Source organism: Campylobacterota bacterium (assembly GCA_040752835.1).
Lineage (GTDB): Bacteria > Campylobacterota > Campylobacteria > Campylobacterales > Sulfurimonadaceae > Sulfuricurvum.
This window is the reverse complement of record JBFMGG010000008.1, coordinates 100404-119498: the sequence shown is the minus strand read 5'-3', so window position 1 is coordinate 119498 and position 19095 is coordinate 100404. Positions and strand designations below refer to the sequence as shown.

The 19095-nt window shown below is 44.1% G+C and carries 18 protein-coding genes; all 18 read right to left on the bottom strand.

The window, feature by feature from the left end:
* Window position 1: 1 nt before the first annotated feature.
* The 18 genes from AB1763_10485 to rfbH are packed head-to-tail and all read right to left on the bottom strand — an operon-like array spanning window position 2 to window position 19095.
* On the bottom strand, window positions 2-904 hold the full coding sequence (locus AB1763_10485) for a hypothetical protein (GenBank protein MEW5833252.1): 903 nt from the start codon (window positions 902-904) through the stop codon (window positions 2-4).
* 1 nt (window position 905) lies between these two features.
* Window positions 906-1568, bottom strand: a complete 663-nt coding sequence (locus AB1763_10480) for an acetyltransferase (GenBank protein MEW5833251.1) — start codon at window positions 1566-1568, stop codon at window positions 906-908.
* A gap of 3 nt (window positions 1569-1571) precedes the next feature.
* Window positions 1572-2504, bottom strand: a complete 933-nt coding sequence (locus AB1763_10475; GenBank protein MEW5833250.1) for a glycosyltransferase family 2 protein — start codon at window positions 2502-2504, stop codon at window positions 1572-1574.
* Window positions 2504-3214: a WbqC family protein gene (locus tag AB1763_10470; GenBank protein ID MEW5833249.1), complete on the bottom strand. Its 711-nt coding sequence runs from the start codon at window positions 3212-3214 to the stop codon at window positions 2504-2506. The genes AB1763_10475 and AB1763_10470 overlap by 1 nt, the downstream gene beginning before the upstream one ends.
* Complete coding sequence (gene cysQ, locus AB1763_10465) at window positions 3211-3975, bottom strand: 3'(2'),5'-bisphosphate nucleotidase CysQ (GenBank protein MEW5833248.1); 765 nt, start codon at window positions 3973-3975, stop codon at window positions 3211-3213. Before cysQ ends, AB1763_10470 begins: the two co-directional genes overlap by 4 nt.
* A complete protein-coding gene (cysC, locus tag AB1763_10460) occupies window positions 3968-4567 on the bottom strand; it encodes an adenylyl-sulfate kinase (GenBank protein ID MEW5833247.1) in 600 nt (199 codons plus the stop codon). The genes cysQ and cysC (AB1763_10460) overlap by 8 nt, the downstream gene beginning before the upstream one ends.
* Window positions 4564-5292, bottom strand: a complete 729-nt coding sequence (cysC, locus tag AB1763_10455; GenBank protein MEW5833246.1) for an adenylyl-sulfate kinase — start codon at window positions 5290-5292, stop codon at window positions 4564-4566. The genes cysC (AB1763_10460) and cysC (AB1763_10455) overlap by 4 nt, the downstream gene beginning before the upstream one ends.
* Window positions 5293-6759, bottom strand: a complete 1467-nt coding sequence (cysN, locus tag AB1763_10450) for a sulfate adenylyltransferase subunit CysN (GenBank protein ID MEW5833245.1) — start codon at window positions 6757-6759, stop codon at window positions 5293-5295.
* Window positions 6759-7670, bottom strand: a complete 912-nt coding sequence (cysD, locus tag AB1763_10445) for a sulfate adenylyltransferase subunit CysD (GenBank protein ID MEW5833244.1) — start codon at window positions 7668-7670, stop codon at window positions 6759-6761. The genes cysN and cysD overlap by 1 nt, the downstream gene beginning before the upstream one ends.
* The gene (locus tag AB1763_10440; GenBank protein MEW5833243.1) at window positions 7657-9654 is read right to left on the bottom strand and encodes a hypothetical protein; all 1998 of its coding nucleotides are present in this window, start codon (window positions 9652-9654) and stop codon (window positions 7657-7659) included. Before AB1763_10440 ends, cysD begins: the two co-directional genes overlap by 14 nt.
* Window positions 9651-12140: a hypothetical protein gene (locus AB1763_10435; GenBank protein ID MEW5833242.1), complete on the bottom strand. Its 2490-nt coding sequence runs from the start codon at window positions 12138-12140 to the stop codon at window positions 9651-9653. The genes AB1763_10440 and AB1763_10435 overlap by 4 nt, the downstream gene beginning before the upstream one ends.
* The gene (locus tag AB1763_10430; protein MEW5833241.1) at window positions 12137-12538 is read right to left on the bottom strand and encodes a GtrA family protein; all 402 of its coding nucleotides are present in this window, start codon (window positions 12536-12538) and stop codon (window positions 12137-12139) included. Before AB1763_10430 ends, AB1763_10435 begins: the two co-directional genes overlap by 4 nt.
* Window positions 12535-13449 carry an NAD-dependent epimerase/dehydratase family protein gene (locus tag AB1763_10425; protein MEW5833240.1) on the bottom strand — a complete coding sequence of 305 codons (915 nt, stop codon included), beginning with the start codon at window positions 13447-13449 and terminating at the stop codon, window positions 12535-12537. Before AB1763_10425 ends, AB1763_10430 begins: the two co-directional genes overlap by 4 nt.
* Entirely contained in the window at window positions 13446-14234 is a 789-nt protein-coding gene (locus AB1763_10420; protein ID MEW5833239.1) for an aldolase/citrate lyase family protein, read from the bottom strand. The genes AB1763_10425 and AB1763_10420 overlap by 4 nt, the downstream gene beginning before the upstream one ends.
* Complete coding sequence (locus AB1763_10415; GenBank protein ID MEW5833238.1) at window positions 14231-15316, bottom strand: AroB-related putative sugar phosphate phospholyase (cyclizing); 1086 nt, start codon at window positions 15314-15316, stop codon at window positions 14231-14233. Before AB1763_10415 ends, AB1763_10420 begins: the two co-directional genes overlap by 4 nt.
* On the bottom strand, window positions 15313-15978 hold the full coding sequence (locus AB1763_10410) for an SDR family oxidoreductase (GenBank protein ID MEW5833237.1): 666 nt from the start codon (window positions 15976-15978) through the stop codon (window positions 15313-15315). Before AB1763_10410 ends, AB1763_10415 begins: the two co-directional genes overlap by 4 nt.
* On the bottom strand, window positions 15971-17773 hold the full coding sequence (locus AB1763_10405) for a thiamine pyrophosphate-binding protein (protein MEW5833236.1): 1803 nt from the start codon (window positions 17771-17773) through the stop codon (window positions 15971-15973). The genes AB1763_10410 and AB1763_10405 overlap by 8 nt, the downstream gene beginning before the upstream one ends.
* A complete protein-coding gene (gene rfbH / locus AB1763_10400; protein ID MEW5833235.1) occupies window positions 17770-19095 on the bottom strand; it encodes a lipopolysaccharide biosynthesis protein RfbH in 1326 nt (441 codons plus the stop codon). The genes AB1763_10405 and rfbH overlap by 4 nt, the downstream gene beginning before the upstream one ends.

The following is a 19095-nucleotide window of genomic DNA, read 5'->3' as shown; positions in this document are numbered from 1 at the left end:
TTCATTCCTTTTTAATAGCTAGGCCAAAGCCTTCTTTGCCATATTGATTTCCATTGTACAACATATAGCGTTTTCCTTTATGGTCAAATACGAACGGGTAGCAAATCATTTCACTATCCCATCCTTCCGGACTGACATCGATTCCCACGTCATCCAACCTGTTTTTCCAAAGCTGGCCGTCAATGCTGTGTGCGTATCCGATACGGTATCTTGTTCCATCTCCGGAACGATATGAAAACCACATATGATATCCCTGATCGTCGCGTATGACACTTGGTCTCGAAAATGCCTGTGCCGTTCCGAGGGCATAAGGGATTGCAATGCCGTGTTTTTCCCATTTTTCTCCATCCGGGGAAGTAGCATATTTGATGACATGGAGCATTTCATTGTTTCCGGCATCCCATGTGATAGTGGAACCATACCACATTTTGTAGATACCGTCATCTTGCATAACCCAAGGGTAGGAAAGGCTGATGGGGTCTTCTTCGTCGCTGCTCATAAACGGAGTTGCCGGATCGAGCACCAACATGTTGCTTTTATCCAACCGAAGTCTTCCGATGTCACCCCTCCAATGTCCACCATTGCGTATTTGCCATCCCATAAAGAGGATATAGTTTTGACCATTTGCTTCATACATATTACCGATGCTGACGCCATGAGAATAAAAACTATCGTCCGCTCCGTGCAAAAATAGGGTCTGATCGGCTTCACCGACTACTTTGAGCGTTTCGATATCGATATCGACATAGGCTACGGATGATTTATTTTCCCTGTCTCGGCCACTGAAAAAGACTCGGTAAAGATCATCATGCAGATGAATGGCCAGGGGATTTGACGCATGTGATATGCAAAATTCATCTATGGATTTAAACTGGTATATTTGTCCGATTTTTGTCCAACGCAAATTAAATTCCTCTAAGACGGTTGCTAGGCACTTTAGATGGTTCCGTGGGTGTAGCCATATAAACCTTGTTATCTTCCGTATCTCCCAAAATTAACGCACCGGCCCCTATAACATTGGATTTGCCTATTTTAATATGGTCTCGTAATGTTGCATTGACGCCTATGAAAGTAGATTCACCGATAACGCATCCTCCGGAGACAACAACATGGGATGTAATAAAACAGTTGTCTTCGAGGAGTGAATGATGACCGATATGATTCCCACTCCATAATACACAGTTATTGCCGATTTTGGTAAAGGGTTGGAGTGTATTGTCTTCGAAAACAAAACAGTTATCTCCAATGGAAACATTATTAGCAATGGTGGCATTTGGACTGATGTAGGAAGTCAGAGAATAGCCCATTGTTTTCGCAAGTTTATATTTTTCAGTTCGAATTTTATTAACTTTTGTATAGCCAACCGCGATAAACATTTTGTATTCAGTTGGCGAAAAATGTGTTGTAATTTCGTCAAAAGGAATTAAAGGAAGACCCTTGAAATCATTGTTAAGACAATATTCCCGATCTGCTGTAAATGCAACAATCTGTTGAGAATCGGTTTGCCCAAAATAGTACCAAGCCATTTCGGCGATTTCACCAATTCCAAAAATTACAATTTTTTCCATTGATTATTGTTCCTTCTTTTGTTCATATAGGTTTCGAATAATTGTATAGGGGCGTTGTTTTGTTTCAACAAAAATTTTTGAAATATAGATGCCAATTATCCCCAAAAACATGATAATCATTCCGCCTAAAAACCATACGGAAACCATCAGAGAGGTCCATCCGTGAAAAGCAACATTTGAAACGAGTTTATTGAAAATCAAGACAAAGATGTAAAGGGCAGATAGCAGAGTTATTATCATGCCTGAGTAAAAAATCATATAAAGCGGTTTTGCACTTGAGGATGTCGTGACGTTAAAAACAATGGATAATTTTTGCATTAACGAGTAGGTAGTCGGACTATGGGAATGTTTTTTTACGACGATGGCTTTTTGTCTGTAACCGTTCATGGCGATTATATTTATCAGTGTCATTTCACGTTCACCGAATCGAGTCAAACTGTTAACATAACGTGATGTCATTAAACGCACAGTTAAAAAGTTTCTTGGCAGTTCGACATTCGAAAGTAGATTCATCGTATTATAAAACAGATTACCGCTCCACCGTTCGAACCATCCCCCCTTGCGTTTAGCCTGAATCCCGTAGACCATATCTATTCGAGGATCATTGTGTAGTTCTTGCCAGAATTCTCCTAATAACTCAGGTTCTTCTTCCAGATCGCTGTCGATTAGGAATATGTAGTCGCCGTTTGCATGAGCAAGCCCGGTCATAATCGCTTTATGGTGTCCAAAATTGCGTGATAAATCGATAACTTTTACCTTCGCATCTTTTTCATATAAATTTACAGAACGTTCCAAAGAATCATCCGGAGAACCGTCATTGACAAAAATAATTTCGTAATCAGTCGTAATCTTTTGCGCTTCAACCCTGATGCGACGATAAAAATCTTCTATGTACTCGGCAGAACGGTAGAGGGTCGTGACAATCGATAATACCATTATTCTGTCCTTTCAAAACTTTTCATAAATTTTGGTGCATTAGGCCCTTCGTTGAAGATAAGATCCAAAACACTAACACCGTGCTCAAATGGAGGAAATGATTGATGATACTCCGGATAGCCTGTATAATCCATCCAGCTGACGCGGATATTTTCTTGTTCAAAAAGCGTTTCATCCAGGTAGTCTTTGGCTGCAGGGCCGCTAATGTATTCGGCAGCATTGCAATCTTTACAAAGTCCGAGCAAGCGTTCGCTTTTACCATCAATTAGGTCGAATTCGCTTGACCAACGAAGAGGGGTTGCGATTCCAAGAGTCTTATTGATGGTTTGGAGAAAGCAATAATTGATTTCACTGAGATATAGCAGGTCATTATCCAGATACAATGGCTCAAATATATCTTTATAGTGCTGGAAATAAGGTGTTTTTGAATAGTTGAGACGAATACTCTGCCAATGTTTTTTCCCCCAGTCGGCTTCACTGATTTTGGTGTCTTTGATCGCCTGATAGTATTTCCCTTTCACCTCAACGGGTATAGTTAGCCATTGGAGCCCTTGGGGGGTTTTGATCTTGTTGCGATTGCGCCAATCCCTACGGGTGTATTGCATATCATCGTATAGAATAAATTCATCGACCATGTTGATCAGATCGAAGTATCCTTTCCATGGAATATAGTTTGATTGTAGAATAGCTATTTTTTTAGTATGGGTCATGTTTTTTTCACAATAAATGATGGATTGAGTAAATTTTGTTTGTTGTAAAAAATAGGATACCCATTTCTAAATTCAATAACGCTTTTGCCACTTTCTTTGACAATCGCGTCCGCTGCTGCCGTGTCCCATTCCATCGTGGGACCAAGACGGGGATAGATATCCGCACTTCCTTCTGCGACCATGCAGAGCTTTAAAGAGCTTCCTCGGCTGATGCATTCAATCGATCCTGCAGTTTTGGAAAGTTCGTCGATATAGGCCTTGGTTTCAGCGGATAAATGCGATTTACTGGCAACGATGCGTAATGGCTTTGAGGTGTCTGTCTTGAAAAGAGGGAGCTTTTCGCCGTTTTTATAGGCTCCGAAGCCTTGTTTGGCCCAATACATTTCGCCAAGAACCGGAGCGTAAACGACCCCTAATACAGGGGTGCCGTCATGGATAAGTGCAATATTGACGGTGAACTCCCCATTTTTTTTGATGAACTCTTTCGTACCGTCCAGGGGATCTACCATCCAAAAGTATTCCCAAGTTTTGCGCTCTTCATAAGGGATTTCCCGTCCCTCTTCGGAGAGTATCGGCAACCCAAGACCGAGGGCCTCAATCCCTTTGGTGATAATATCATGCGCTTTTTTGTCTGCCTCGGTCAGCGGGCTTTGATCTGCTTTGAATTCGACTATAAAATCTTTTTCGTATACCTCCATGATCGCATGTCCCGCTTCTTTAGCAATGGCGATGATCTCGCCGATATTGATACGATCAAGCATGAAAGTATCCTTTCGTGTCAAGATAGCCGATGATTTCTCCGACAGCGGCCTCGATATCCGTAAGATCGGTTCGTATCCGTAATTCAGGATTTTTCGGAACCTCATAAGGAGAGTCGATTCCGGTGAAATGTTTGATCTCGCCGATTCGGGCTTTATGGTATAGCCCTTTAGGATCACGCTGTTCACAGATTTCCAGCGGGGCGTCGATAAAAACTTCGATGAATTCTCCGGCTTCGACCATGTCTCGGATTAGGCGGCGATCCTGCTCAAACGGCGAAATAAAAGCCGATAGGACCAGGATGCCGGCATCAACAAAAAGTTTAGAGACCTCACCGATTCTGCGGATGTTTTCGATCCGTTCCGCATCGCTGAACCCCAGATCACGGTTGAGGCCGTGGCGGATATTGTCCCCATCCAGTAGATAGGTATGGATACCCTTTTCGAAGAGGGCTTTTTCTACCGCATTGGCGATGGTCGATTTGCCCGAACCGCTAAGCCCGGTAAACCATAAAATAGCAGGTTTGAAGCCGTTATGCTCAATTCGGTCCTCTTTGGTAACGGTGTGGGAATGCCAGACGATATGAGGGGTCATAGACGTATGTACCTTTTTCTCAGATAGTTGACAATCTCCTCCGCGGCCATTTCGGGATCCGTGGTGGTCGTATCGATGACGATTTCCGCATGTTGAGGCTCTTCGTAAACATCATTGACCCCTGAAAAATTGTGAAGTTCGCCGTTCAGAGCTTTAGCGTATACTCCTTTGTAATCCCTAGCTATGCAGGTATCGATGTCGGCTTTGACGTAAACGACGACATTGTTTTGCACCATTTCGCGGATTGCTTTGCGCGATTCGCGGTAAGGGGAGACGAATGAGGCTACGGTTGAAATCGAGTTGTTTTGCAGCGTTTTGATCAGGTGGCCGATGCGCCGCATGTGACGGTTGCGCTCTTCGCGGCTGTAACCGATATCGGGGATCAGTTCACGTATATCTTTGGAATCGATCCGCTCAAGGGGGATCTGGTATTTTTTGAGTTTCTCGTATACCAGATCGGCGATCGTGGTTTTGCCGGAGAGGGGAAGTCCGGTAAACCAAAGGTTGAACGGTTCGATTTTTTTCTTGCCCCATCGAATCCGCTGCCAGATTTTTTCATGGAGGTAAAACAAGAATACTTTTGAAGCGGTTTCCACGATTCCTGCAGCGATCGCAAGATCAAGCCGTTTAAAAAAAATATAGACGATGATAACGGTTGTCCCTGTAGCGAAAAAACGCCAGCTAAGGCCTTTGGTAATGGAACGGGTATTGGTTTCTCTATACATTTAAATCGCCTTGCAGCCCCATTCGGGGAAGTTTTTGCGGATGTAAGCATTTAATTCGATTTCTGCTTGGGTATATTCGCGGTGGGTTGAGGGGACTTTATCCTGATCACGGCGGCTGACGTCGACGATCATCCCGGCTCCTACGGTAGCGTTCGCAGTGCGATCGATAATGATAAAGCTACCTGTCGAACGGTTTTGTATGTAAGGATCGGCCGCAATGGGGCGGTTAAGGACCAGTTTGCACGAAGCGATGTCGTTGAGCAGAAGCTCGTCGACCGGGAGCCTTTCAAACGTATTGACGTTGACTTTGTAATTGATATGTGCAAAATTTCCGCCAACCGTAGTTGTTCCCGATTTGAAGAGGTAGTTTTGGTGAGGTTTCATCGCCTCGTCCGACATCCAGACAACCATCACTTTGAGGCTATTGGAGACCCGGGGAAGATGATCACTGTGGACGATCATGTCTCCGCGGCTGATGTCGACTTCATCTTCGGTCATCAGCGTAACGGCCATCGGTGCATATGCTTCTTTGGCATAATTGAGTGACAGCCGATCCAACGGGGCTGAAAAATCACTGACCGAGGGTAACACGATCGATTTGATCCGCGTTGTTTTGCCCGATGGCAATACCGTTACCGAATCGCCGATCTTGACGTTTCCCGAAGCGATCGTACCGCAAAATCCGCGAAAATCGAGGTGGGGGCGATTGACGTATTGCACCGGAAAGCGCAAAGGAGCCGTATCGTCGTTTTTTTGGTGAAGAGGGATCGTATCAAGCAACTCCATCAACGGATTGCCATCGTACCATTTTGTTTGTGCGCTTGCATGTACAACATTATCCCCCTCAAGAGCGGAGAGGGGAATATAGGTGAAGTCGATTTGCTCGTGGTTGGGAAGCCCGGGAATTAATGCGGCATAGTCGGCTTTGATTGCATTGAACCGTTCCTGCGAAAAGTCAACCAGGTCCATTTTGTTGATCGCGACGATCAGATGTTTGATCCCCAGAAGCGAAACGATATAGGAATGGCGACGGGTTTGGGTCTGTACGCCGTGACGCGCGTCGATGAGAATGATCGCCAGATCGGCGGTGGAAGCACCGGTCGCCATATTCCGGGTATATTGTTCGTGGCCCGGGGTGTCGGCGATAATGAATTTGCGTTTGTCGGTCGAAAAAAAGCGGTAGGCGACGTCAATCGTAATCCCCTGTTCCCGTTCGCTTTGCAATCCGTCAACGAGGAGTGCGAGATCAAGTGCTCCCCCCTGCGTTCCCATTTTTTTGGAATCTTTCTCGATCGCGGCGAGCTGGTCTTCGAAGATCATTTTCGAATCGTGCAGCAGCCGCCCGATCAGGGTGCTTTTGCCATCATCGACACTGCCGCAGGTGATGAAACGGAGCAGTTCCTTGTTTTCGTGGTCTTTGAGGTATCGTTCGATATCATGGGCGATCATATCGGACTGGTGTGCCATTAAAAATACCCCTCGATCTTTTTTTTCTCCATTGAAGCGGACGAGTCGCTGTCGATCAGTCGTCCCTGGCGCTCGGAAGTTTTGGTCAGCAGCATTTCCCGGATAATATCGGGCAGGGTAGATGCTTCGGATTTGATTGCTCCTGTCAGCGGATAGCATCCCAATGTCCGAAAGCGGACCGTCTCTTCACGCGCCGTTTTGCGCAACGCTTCGGGCATCCGGTCGTCATCCACCATGATCAGCGTTCCTCCCGTTTCGACAACGGGACGTTTAGCCGCGAAATAGAGCGGAACGATAGGGATGCTCTCGAGATAAATGTACTGCCAGATATCAAGCTCTGTCCAGTTTGATAGGGGAAATACCCGGATACTTTCTCCCGCATTATGGCGGCCGTTGTAGAGATTCCACAGTTCGGGACGCTGATTTTTTGGATCCCAGCGGTGGTTTCTGTCGCGGAACGAATAGATCCGTTCCTTGGCGCGGCTTTTTTCTTCATCCCGGCGTGCGCCGCCGAATACGGCATCGAACCGGTAATGTTCGAGCATCTGTTTGAGTCCTTCGGTCTTCATGATGTCGGTATGCAATGCTGAACCGTGTTCAAAAGGGCTTATGTTCATTTCAACCCCTTTGGGATTTACATGAACGATCAAATCCATTCCCACTTCTTTAGCTCGGTGGTCCCTGAATTCGATCATCTCTTTGAATTTCCACATCGTATCGACGTGGACCAGCGGAAAGGGAGGTGGAGCTGGGTAAAACGCTTTTTGTGCCAGGTGCAGCATCACCGAGGAGTCTTTTCCGATGCTGTAAAGCATCGCGGGGTTTTCAAATTCGGCGACTACTTCGCGGATGATATGGATGGATTCAGCCTCAAGCGCTTTGAGATGGGTCATCATTTTAGGGTACTGCATGTTTGACTCGTCCGTTAATAAGTGTGCTCCGTTGCCATAAGAGATATGATAATGCAGCCATTAAAATAGCCGGATTCATAAATACCTGGCTGTATGCGCCTAAACTTTCAATGTAAACATAATTTTTCGGAGAAAGCAAAAGCATGGATGCTAGCGCGATAATAAAGATGTGTTTGGGTGAATCGTCACGGTATTCGTCTTTTGCGACGAGAAAAACAATAATCGGCAGAATAAAAAGAATGAGTTGATAATCCCCAAGGACCGGTGTGAACAAGGAATAAAGAGCGGCAAGCAAAAAAATGATTTCCGTCGCACTGAAAATTCTTAATAATATTCCGATACCGACCGACACGATACTCACTCCGGCAATCAGATGCCCGACAATGGATACTCTATGCGGATCGATGCCATAAAGTTTGGCTGCCGCATACAAGGCACCGTAGAACGAAGAACCAAAGGCGAGCCCAAGATTGCCGTAATTATATAAGGTATTGTAAATCCGTGTCGCTTCAACCGATCTGGCGAACGTATAATCGGGGTATAGGGTATGTACAGCCCAGTAAAGGGTTAGAAAAAGGGCAATACTCCATATCGCCAATTTTAAGCAATAAAGCAAGAACGGCTTGGGTGAACGGAATGCGGAATAAATCAAGGGAGCGAAAAAAACGAAATTTGGCCGCATATTCATCGCGATGCCAAAAGCAATCCAGCTGAGGCGCTGTTTGTCTTTGATCAGAGCAATCAGAGCAGTGGCAAGGATCATGACGGCAAAGGCTGAAAAAAAGTGCCCCCGGAAAAGGATAATTAAACCGGGATAGGAAAGTATTGTCAAGACGATAAAGATCCACTCGCGCTTGTTTTTGTTCTTAAGCATATGAATCATAAATCCGATAGCGCAGGCATAGAGAGTGAGATAGAGACCGTATAACAATGTGGGAGACAGGGTAAAGGCTATATAACCGTTCATCATTCCGTAAAGTTTTCCCAGCGGAGTTCCGGCTAGATGACTGAATTGGCCGTGTTGTAATGCTTCCACCCCCCCGTACGGGTTATGATAGAAGTAATTCTGGAAGATTTCGGGCCATGTGTTGATTTTTGCAGTGTCGATGACGCCGGCGAGGGGTTTGGTAAAAGAGAGGGCAATTTTGATCAGATCCGCGAAGCGGTCTTCTGGCGGGAATAGGAAGTTTGTATAAGCGAACCCTGTATATCCCAATGCCCCAAGCAAATTACAATACAATGCATTAATACCAATCAGAGCAAGTGTTCCGATTCCCAAGAAGGTCAGAAAAACAGTGCGGTCTGAAAACATCTTTTGGATATACGAATTCCCCTGCGGTGAGCGCATAAAATTGTTCGTTAAAAGCAAAATGATTGATATGACAAGTAAAAATTGAATCAAGCCTATGTAAAAATGGGCAAACTTCCATTCCTTATAAGTTTTATATTCCAACTTAAAGTCTTTAATCTCACCCAAAAATGGTCTTGTCGAATCAAAACCTCCACCTATAACAATATTATCGACTACCGAGACAATATCCGGACGTGATTGATTATAAAGCTGCTTATTATCCATTGAAATACTCAAAATTTTTTCATTATTGAAAGACAAAGCAAAAGCGTGCCATACATTCTCTTGAATATTCTGCCCCATTGGAATTCCCTGCAATCCGGTCTTTGTTGGAAAGACTAAGGTTATAGAACCAAGTTCATCAATTTCAATTCGAAAGCCTTGATTGATATCTGATGTCTGAAAAATATTTTCATAATTTTTTAGTTTATCAAGTTTGAAACTTCCTCGAATATTCACCTCAAGTGATGAATTTACATCTTTTAAAACGTTATACCGGATTGGAGATTGAACATGACTAGTATATGTTTTAACTAAAATAGTTTGCTCTTGAATTGTTTCTCTGCTCCAATCAATAAATATACTGATAGATAACAAAAGAAAAATTAGTACGACCCATACTTTTAATTTCATTTTTTTCTCTTATAAACTGAAATCAAATACCCTTGCTCCACCAATTCATAGTCATCAGCAACACTCTGAAAAATCTGGTTCATCAGTTTGAGTCGTTGTACCCGCCAAATAGATTCTTGATTCAGATATCCAATTTCCGGAAATTTTGGATCGATAATCTCGTTATTGAGATTTCGATCTATTCCCGTATCGACAAACAGATACTCCGGTTTGTTTTTTTGCAATACTTGTATGCTTTTATTTAATTCTTTCGGAGTGATTAGATACCACTTCATATCAAAAAACGGCATCAGGCTGTATTTATGGGCCAAGAATGGCAAAAAGTTATCGTATTCAGAGACAATGTAAATCCCGTTTTGACCTTTACTGTACTTTTGGATCAAATCGACACCGTTTTGGAAGTAAACCGGATTCATCGTCGAGACGATATGAGCACGATCCATATTCCATTCATAAGTGACATGCCGATCAAAAATTTTCTCATATTGCCGTTTGCTTTTCAATACATCCGACACACTATCGACATAAACAGTCACAGTGATAGCAACAATTACCCCAGCTATGTAGTTCTTATAGCGCTGACTAATCATGCTGCGGAAATGAAATGCAAATAAACCAGCTGTTAAAATATAAATAAATGCTCTGGCCTTAAATCCTTCAGTATTATAATGCCATACAACATACAAAAGTAGTGCTTGAACATATAAAAATAAAAATACTAAATGCGCATAATTCGTTGTTAGCCGATCTTTTAAAATCTTCCACAAAACAACATAACCTACGATAATCATGAGAAAAATTTTGAATATTTGGGAAAATGAGATCGGAAAACCTATCACCCCATCCAGGTAATAGCTTGCCAGGTCATTGGCACTCGATGTCAATACAAAAATAGTTCCCGCAACCGGCAAAGCAATCAAGGACAATATGAGGGTAGTCTTGAGCCGATATCGTTCTCGATAAGCATACAATACCCCGGATACAAGCGCAGCCAGGAAAATCATCAGCCCTATCTGAGGATTTAATACAATTGAGCCAAGACCGAAAAGCAGCGCAGCCGCATAAAAAATAATCCGTTTGTAGTTAGCATAGGCGAACAGGAGATACACAATAAGAATGTCGAAAAAATGACGCCACGGAGACTCTCCCGGAGGAAGCAGTAAAAAATCGTATCCGCGATAGTTGATAACACTCAGCGAGAGTAAAAAGATAATGGCTGTCCATGCAATATTACGGGTAATTGCAAAAACCACCCCTATGAAAATTGCAAAATAAACATAGTAAACCAGGTACGATACTTTAAGCCATCCATCCAAAGAAATCGAATTTAAAGCGGCCAATAATTTATGAAAGACCCATGCACTTCCCAAACCGTATTGCGCATTAATCGTGCTGATATTTTTATCCTGCGCAAAATCAGCGATCGGAATAAATAAAAAACTGTTATGGTGAATCATAAATCGGCTCAAAATCTGCCAGTGAATTTCAAACTTGTTGTAAGACAACCAATCTTTGTCGTTCTCCGAGAGGGACAACATCTCAAGATCACGTGCTTTGTAATGTCCCCGCTGAAGAATGTGATATAGCTGCGAATCCTGTACGCTACCGAAAGCATTCAAATCCAGTAATCCATTCACGCAAAATAAATTATGGCGCTGATCATAGGATATGTTGCCATCCAATAATGACGGCTCAAGCACACCGAGCTCTTCTGGACTTTTAAATACACAGTTGGAAATACTTTGCTCAGTGCCAATGTCATTTTTAAATGTCATCGCTGAAGGAAAATTGGCCTGCCAGTAGACGGTGTTGTCATAATTTTTTCCATCTTTTAAAACGGTGGATTCCGGGATATTGAAATACTCATTGATAATTTTTGGGCGGTTCGCGATCGGATCATAAAATAAATACAGCAGTTGCAAAAATGCAACGAATAAAACAGCCGCAAAAAAATAGTTTTTTGTAAAAAACGGTTCATTGTTTGCATGGTTTTTGAATTTGCTATAAAACCATTCAACTGTTGTCCGCTTATGATAGAGTGCGAAGTAGTGCCAAAACGGTAAAGCTATACCAAGTAGTAAAACTACCATCTGGAATACTAATTTACCTGAAAATGATTTACCCACAAAATGAATCAACAAAGGCAATACCACAAGAAATAAGCCTGTAATGCCCATTAGTTTTTTGTTTTTTGGATTCAATGCTCCGGACAAGACAGTTTTGGAATAGCGTTTGGCCTTTAAACTGACCATATTTTCCAATATCATAATTCCCAAAAAATATACACCAAGCAATACGATGCCAATAACGTACGAGAGAAGTTCTACACGCTTTTGGTCATTGAAATACAGGGCAACGCTTTCAAAATAAAAATAATTCGGCACCGACAACTGAAATGATTTGACAGCATAATAGGCAATAAGCACTACTTGTATTGCAAGCAAAAAGATATATATCAGCCCGATATTTTTTCGTAAAAAATTCACGTTTTAGCTCGAAAAGAAAAATTTTTATGGAGCACATAGCTCCCTACTATGGTAATGACCGTCACGATAGCCTGCGCCACATACATATTAAACTCTAACATCTCGACAAATACAGGAAGCGACAGCACATTAAAAATGAACGACGCCCCATAAACGATGTAAAAGCGAAAATACTCCCGCAGGATATTGCCACGCGTTCTAAAAACAAACAATTTGTATCCGACATACGCGTTGGTAATACTGACCACGTAACTGATCGACAGGATGATCAGATAGTGGATCACCCCCTCAAGCCAAAAATACAATGCCGCAAACACCCCGTATCCAAAAACGGTATTCCATCCTCCGATCATGAGGTAACGGAGTTTTTGTTCGTGGTTGATCAAAAACTGTTTCATGACTCTTTTGCAACAACGATTTTTTTTGCCAGTGCATCGCCCCGGATCTCATCCGCGTCAATCTGCGGCAACACAGTGCGATAATACTCCATGAGACGAGTAATCGTTTCACGATGGGTTGATAAATGAAAAGGGTGCTCACCCATGACACGGTCATTACATGAGGTATATTCGAGATTCAGCCCCGGATTTTTTACGATAATATCGGATCGAAAATCACTTACAGCATTGATCGTCTCCGCCAGGCTGACCAAGTCGACTTTTTCTCCTTTGGAGATGTTATAGGTACGGTGTTTTCCGTCATTTTCGACAAAGTAGGCAATCATAGGAACCATATCGTCGATATCGATGTAATCAAAAAAGACATTCTGCATAATCTCGATCGGAAGGCCCAAAAGATTTTTGACGATCGCGTTGGAGATAAATTTGAACCGATAGTTCTCGTATTTTCCATAGGCACCGAAAATCCGGAGGTTGTAAATGTTATCGCATCGGTCTATGTATCGGGAGCAGACCGATTTGTAAAAACCGTAATCGTCCCTGGGTAGCGCTTCGAGTGCATCTTCTTCTGCTGCATCGACTATCGGTTTGTGTTTGCCGTATTCGGCGCCGGAGCCCAGATGGATGATTTTCTGCACTTTCGACGACTGTTTGGCAATATTGAAAAACATCCGAAGATTGGTATGGACGACATCATTCATTTCTGCCGTATCCCGCCCACCGCCACGGTTGGCTCCATGGATAATCACTTCGATGTTATTTCGGGCGACATAGTCATCGACGGCATTCTCATTCTGCAGATCCAGTTCACTGCTTTTGGGCGTAAAGAGCGTATGATCTGTTGTCCGGGTCAAATATTCCGTTAAATTGCGGCCAACAAACCCATGCGCTCCGGTGATGAAAATATTCATCGCTGCCCAAGCCGCTTTTCAAGCATTTCGATACGCTGATCATCCTCTGCTTTGATGCGCGAATAGTAGCGGCGCTTGCTCTTCAGCCAAAGGAGTTCAAATTCAATCGCTTTCAGGATCCCTGCTTCCGGGTCTTTACGAATGGCATCCGCGGAAAAAACCACCTTGCGCGTTTCATATTTATCGATCAAACCATCATCGGCCAGGGACCGTATCAGCGGAATCGATCCGGTAGAGATCGCTCCGCCAAGGCCCGTTTTAAGATTCTTTTCACGCGCTTTTTGAAAAATCGCCCGGCACATCGCAGAAATCTCTTCTCCATCCACACTGCCGCGATCATAACCCATCGAACCGACCATATCCACTCGACCGATTGTAACCCCGTACAAAAGTGGAAGCTTTTCAAGGGCAAAAATCTCATCCAGATTCTCATACGCCGTTTTGGTTTCGACGTTGATCGCGAAATCAACATCCTCACGGTTGTCTTCAGCAACAAAGGTTTCGATCGAACTTAGAAATTTCGACACGGCAAATGCCGTCTCTGCCATTGGAGCGATGATTCCCTTAACCCCGATCGAAAGACCATTGTAAATGTCCGTGATTGCTTCTACACCACCGATTTTGAGAATGATCGGCAAATCCACCGTTGAAGTGATGTCTTTCAGACGCATCATCTCTTCGATGCGGCTTCCTTCAGCTTCAAACTCTGCTTTGATCTCAAATACCCCATAATCTTCCCGGAGTGTTTTCAAGACCTCAACCATCTCCCGTTCGATACTGTTCATTTTGTTCTCCCCACTAAAATTTTTCTCGTCAAATCCAACGCACCGTCAAATTCTTCTTCGCTCACATCATCCATTTTTTGCATGACGAAATGACGGTCCGGAATGATGGCGGTCAATGCTTTGCCGATCCTTTTTTTGTCATTTTTTATCGCCTGTAACAAGCGCTCTCGGTCGAAATGGCTCTCTTCAAGAACCAACGGTATATTAGGTACAAATAACTTCTCATTGAGATGATTGAAAAACGCTTCATCCATCCATCCCCGTCCCAGAGAAACCGCATTGGCGAAAACCATTCCCACTGTCACGGCGATGCCGTGCGGAACATAATAATCGGTCACCGTTTCCAGTGCATGCCCAAGACAGTGACCGTAATTAAGCAGGTTTCGCCGTCCCTGATCGAATTCATCCCCTTCCATGTACGAGAGCTTCACCCGCATGTTGTCTTCGATCAGCGGCAGCAATGTGGTACGGTCCTGCTTCGCTTTCTCGATTGTTTCGATGATCCGGTCAAAGTTTTTGCTTTCTTCTTCTTTCATCAGCTGGAATTTGATCGTTTCGCCGATTCCGCTGTAGAAATCAAGTGGAGTCAGTGTCTGTAAAAAAGCGGGATTTATGTAAATTCTGGACGGCGGGTAAAATGTTCCCAACAGGTTTTTAAAGGATTTAAAATTGATTGATGTCTTGCTGCCGATACAGCTGTCTGTCTGCGCCAAAAACGTAGTCGGGACAAAAATCCAGTTGACCCCGCGATAGAGTGTCGAAGCGATGAAACCCGTCAGGTCCTGCGTAATTCCGCCACCGATTGAAATTATTGTCAGATTCTTTTTCGCTGCCTGTGCAATGATTTTTTCGACCAATACACCCGCATAATCCAGTGTCTTGTTCTCCTCGACAGCATCAAACAAAATCACTTCATCGGGTTTAAATACTGCATCAAACTGATCACGATACAGTGCTGCGACATTGCGATCAATCATGACACACTTGTGTTGAATCTCTGCAAATGATTGTAAAAAATCAAAATTGTCTTCAAATGAGACCGTATAATCTCTGAGATTGGAATGGATCTGAAGTTGTGTCATGCCAGGAAGCCTCCATCAATAATTATTGTCTGACCCGTTATGTAGGTATTGTCCGAAGAGATCAAAAAAGCGACTGTTTTCGCAATTTCTCCGGGCTCGGCGAAACGCCCCAAAGGAATGGTCGCTTGGATTTTCTTTTGTTCTTCGGGTGGAACGTTTTTCTGCGTCAACTCCGTATTAACATATCCGGGACATACAGAATTCACAAGGATATTGTGCGCTCCCAATTCTCGCGACAAGGCTTTGGTCACCCCATTCAGGGCAAATTTCGTTGCTGAGTACAATGTCCGGTTCTCTTTCGACCGTATTCCCCAAATCGAACTGATATTGATTATTTTTCCTGAACCGGCAGCTTTCATAGAAGGAACTACTTCTCGAATCAATGCAATCGGACCCATTAAATTCGTCCCTAACATCGTATCCATATCACCATCGCCGATACTATCCACCGCTCCGAGAATATTGATTCCGGCATTATTAATCAAAATATCAATATTGGAGTGTCGCGCGCAATAATTTTTGATGGACTCTCTGTTTGAAAGATCAAGATCATGGTGGGAAGGGGTTAAGAGCTCATAAATATTTTGTTCTCTTAATAGATCGGCAATCGCTTTGCCTATCCCCTTGGATGCCCCGGTAATAAGAACGGTTTGCCTATTCATCAATCGTCTTTACAATCATGTTGGCTTTAAAGGTTTCCCGATCCAGAAACGGAAACATGTCTTCCAGCGGCTTCGAAACAATACGGCCGTCCGGTTTTGCTTCGGAGGAGAGTTTGGGTTCCATCTTCTCGGTCGGACTGAGCATCACTTCACACACCACGGGACCTTTCATCGCAAGGACTTTGGTTATATCGTTGGCAAGATCGTTTTGATTGTCGATTTTATACGTTGCGAAACCGTATGCCTGTGCGATTTTGATCGTATCGGGACAGCTTACTCCGCTCTCATGGGTAGAACCGACATAGTGCCCTTTGAAAAACCCCCCCTGAGTGTTTCGGATAGAGATATAGCCGTCGTTGTTGAGAACAAATAATTTAATCGGAAGCTGATTATGAATGATCGTTTGAAATTCCTGGATATTCATCTGAAGACTGCCATCTCCGGTCACACATATGACGTCTTTACGGTCGTTTGCATAACACGCTCCGATGGCAGCGGGAAGATCATATCCCATTGACGCACAGCCCGAATTGACGACAACCTTCTGATTTTTACGCAGGCGAAGGCTCTGGTACGATGCGACACACGCAGTACCGTTTCCAAAGACGAAGATATCATTGTCACGCGACACATTCGAAAAAACATCGTAAAAATTATACGAGTCGACCCATTCCGTGACAGCCTGCCGTTCCTGCGTAATCGTCGGGAAGTCGTTACGGTACCCTTTGCATCGTTCAATCCATGCACTGTACGAAGGCAATTCTGAAGTTGAAAGTGCAGTCAAAAGCTCGGCGCAGAATATTTTTGCATCCGACTCGATTGGAATATCGATTTCCACTGTATGCTTTTTAAGTTCGGCGGGGTCGATATCGACAACGATCTTTTTCGCCTCGCGAGCGAAATACTCCCAGTTGTAACTGACAACGCGAATGTTCAGTCTTGCGCCGATTGCAATCATCAAATCGCTGTTTTGAACCACAAAGTTTCCGGCACGATTCCCCAATGAACCTGATCTTCCGAAACAATACGGATCATCATCTTTGACAATATCATAACGCGCAAACGTACTGATAACGGGGATATTGAGGACAGCCGCCAGTTTTCGAAATGTTTCGACGCCATCAGCCAGTGCAATCCCGTTCCCGGCAATGATGACCGGACGTTGTGCATTTTTCAATGCATCGATAACCGCTGGGATCTTACAATCATAAGCCGGTTCTTCGGGAGGGGTGAAACCGACGAGCTGATCTTCTTCGACCATGGCTCCCTGGATATCGAGCGGCACATCGATCCATACGGGACCGGGACGACCGTGTTTTGCCACATAAACCGCCTCTTCCAAATGGGCACGGATTTTATTTTTATCGGTCACCATCACGGCGTATTTGGTAATCGGTTTGACGATGTCGACGATATTGATCTCCTGATCGCCGATCTGACGGAGATTGAGCTCCGGCTGGGAAGCAATCGTCGTCACAAACTTCACCTGCCCAGACAGGATGAGCATGGGGATCGAATCGACCCATCCCCCCATAACGCCCGTAATGGCATTGGTCCCCCCCGGACCGGTTGTGACCACGGCAACACCGATTTTGTTGCTGACGCGAGCATACCCCTCCGCAGCGATGGCACATGCCTGCTCATGGTGATTACACACATAGGTTAAATTGCTGTTTTTACCAATCCCGTCGATCATGTGCATGTTTCCGCCGCCGGAAACCAAAAAAACGGTTTTCGCCGTATCGTTATGTTCGGCTAAAAATTTGGCAATGTAATCGGCTACCCGTATCATCATTTAACGAACTCCCGAATCTTGGCAACCATGTATCCGATCGCCTCATCACCCATTCCCGGATACAGTCCAATCCAGAAACTGTCATTCATGATCTTGTCAGTGTTAGGAAGTTCACCGATAACGCGATAATCATGCCCCTCTATCATACTATCAAACATTGGATGGCGAAGCATATTTCCCGCGAAAAGGTTACGGGTTTGGATATTGGCGTTTTCGAGGTGTTCGACCAGTTCATTACGGCTGAATTCGACGCCCTCTTTGAGGGTAATCATAAAACCGAACCAGCTCGGATCACTCTTTGGAGTCGCCGCGTTAAGGATCAGGCTATCGATATCCTTGAGCCCTTCGTACAGTTTCGCAAAATTCTCTTTACGCTTTTCAACAAACATAGGGAATTTTTCGAGCTGGGCGCACCCCACGGCTGCTTGCATATCGGAGACTTTGAGATTAAAGCCAAAATGACTGTAAACGTATTTATGGTCATACCCTTTCGGCAAAGTTCCGAAGCTTTGAGAGAAACGGCATCCGCAGGTGTTGTCTATACCGCTTTCGCACCAACAGTCACGTCCCCAATCACGCATACTGAGCATGATTTTTTTAAGCAACGGGTTATCCGTATAAGTCGCGCCCCCCTCTCCCATCGTCATATGATGCGGAGGGTAAAAACTGCTGGTTCCGATATCACCCCAGGTTCCTGTCGGTTTTCCTTCATAGGTAGAGCCCAGAGCATCGCAGTTATCCTCGATCAACCAGAGGTTATGGTTATCGCAAAACTCTTTGACGGCACGAAGATTAAAAGGGTTGCCTAGTGTGTGTGCAATCATCACCGCCTTGGTTTTTGGGCTAAGTGCTTTTTCTAATTCGTTAACATCAATATTGAAATGAGTCAGCTCCATATCGACAAAAACAGGAACAGCGCCGTACTGGACGACTGGTGCGACAGTGGTCGGAAAACCTGCGGCAACAGTGATCACTTCGTCCCCCCGTTTTACCTGTCGATCTCCGAGTAACGGTGAAGTCAATGTATAAAATGCAAGCAGGTTGGCTGAACTGCCGCTGTTTACCAAAAAGGCCCATCTTACACCAAGATAATCTGCAAGTTTTTTCTCAAATTGTTTCGAATAATCGCCGTATGTCAGCCAAAAATCGAGCGAACTATCGACGAGATTGACCATTTCACGTTCATCGAATACACGCCCTGCATAGTTCACACGGCTTTTCCCCGCTACGAATTCTTTCTCTTGTACCGGTTTATGCACTAACTCATAATATTCTTTGGTTTTATTCAGGATTTCTTGCTTAAGTTGTTCTGCGGTGGCCAT

What these genes read in the sequence shown, in the direction of transcription:
- AB1763_10405 (MEW5833236.1), bottom strand. Translation starts at nt 17,773, where the DNA reads ATGATGATACGGGTAGCCGATTACATTGCCAAATTTTTAGCCGAACAT.
- cysC (MEW5833246.1), bottom strand. Translation starts at nt 5,292, where the DNA reads ATGTATAGAGAAACCAATACCCGTTCCATTACCAAAGGCCTTAGCTGG.
- cysD (MEW5833244.1), bottom strand. Translation starts at nt 7,670, where the DNA reads ATGCAGTACCCTAAAATGATGACCCATCTCAAAGCGCTTGAGGCTGAA.
- AB1763_10480 (MEW5833251.1), bottom strand. Translation starts at nt 1,568, where the DNA reads ATGGAAAAAATTGTAATTTTTGGAATTGGTGAAATCGCCGAAATGGCT.
- AB1763_10410 (MEW5833237.1), bottom strand. Translation starts at nt 15,978, where the DNA reads ATGAATAGGCAAACCGTTCTTATTACCGGGGCATCCAAGGGGATAGGC.
- AB1763_10425 (MEW5833240.1), bottom strand. Translation starts at nt 13,449, where the DNA reads ATGAATATTTTCATCACCGGAGCGCATGGGTTTGTTGGCCGCAATTTA.
- AB1763_10420 (MEW5833239.1), bottom strand. Translation starts at nt 14,234, where the DNA reads ATGAACAGTATCGAACGGGAGATGGTTGAGGTCTTGAAAACACTCCGG.
- rfbH (MEW5833235.1), bottom strand. Translation starts at nt 19,095, where the DNA reads ATGGCCACCGCAGAACAACTTAAGCAAGAAATCCTGAATAAAACCAAA.
- AB1763_10470 (MEW5833249.1), bottom strand. Translation starts at nt 3,214, where the DNA reads ATGACCCATACTAAAAAAATAGCTATTCTACAATCAAACTATATTCCA.
- AB1763_10415 (MEW5833238.1), bottom strand. Translation starts at nt 15,316, where the DNA reads ATGACACAACTTCAGATCCATTCCAATCTCAGAGATTATACGGTCTCA.
- AB1763_10475 (MEW5833250.1), bottom strand. Translation starts at nt 2,504, where the DNA reads ATGGTATTATCGATTGTCACGACCCTCTACCGTTCTGCCGAGTACATA.
- AB1763_10430 (MEW5833241.1), bottom strand. Translation starts at nt 12,538, where the DNA reads ATGAAACAGTTTTTGATCAACCACGAACAAAAACTCCGTTACCTCATG.
- cysN (MEW5833245.1), bottom strand. Translation starts at nt 6,759, where the DNA reads ATGGCACACCAGTCCGATATGATCGCCCATGATATCGAACGATACCTC.
- AB1763_10440 (MEW5833243.1), bottom strand. Translation starts at nt 9,654, where the DNA reads ATGAAATTAAAAGTATGGGTCGTACTAATTTTTCTTTTGTTATCTATC.
- cysQ (MEW5833248.1), bottom strand. Translation starts at nt 3,975, where the DNA reads ATGCTTGATCGTATCAATATCGGCGAGATCATCGCCATTGCTAAAGAA.
- cysC (MEW5833247.1), bottom strand. Translation starts at nt 4,567, where the DNA reads ATGACCCCTCATATCGTCTGGCATTCCCACACCGTTACCAAAGAGGAC.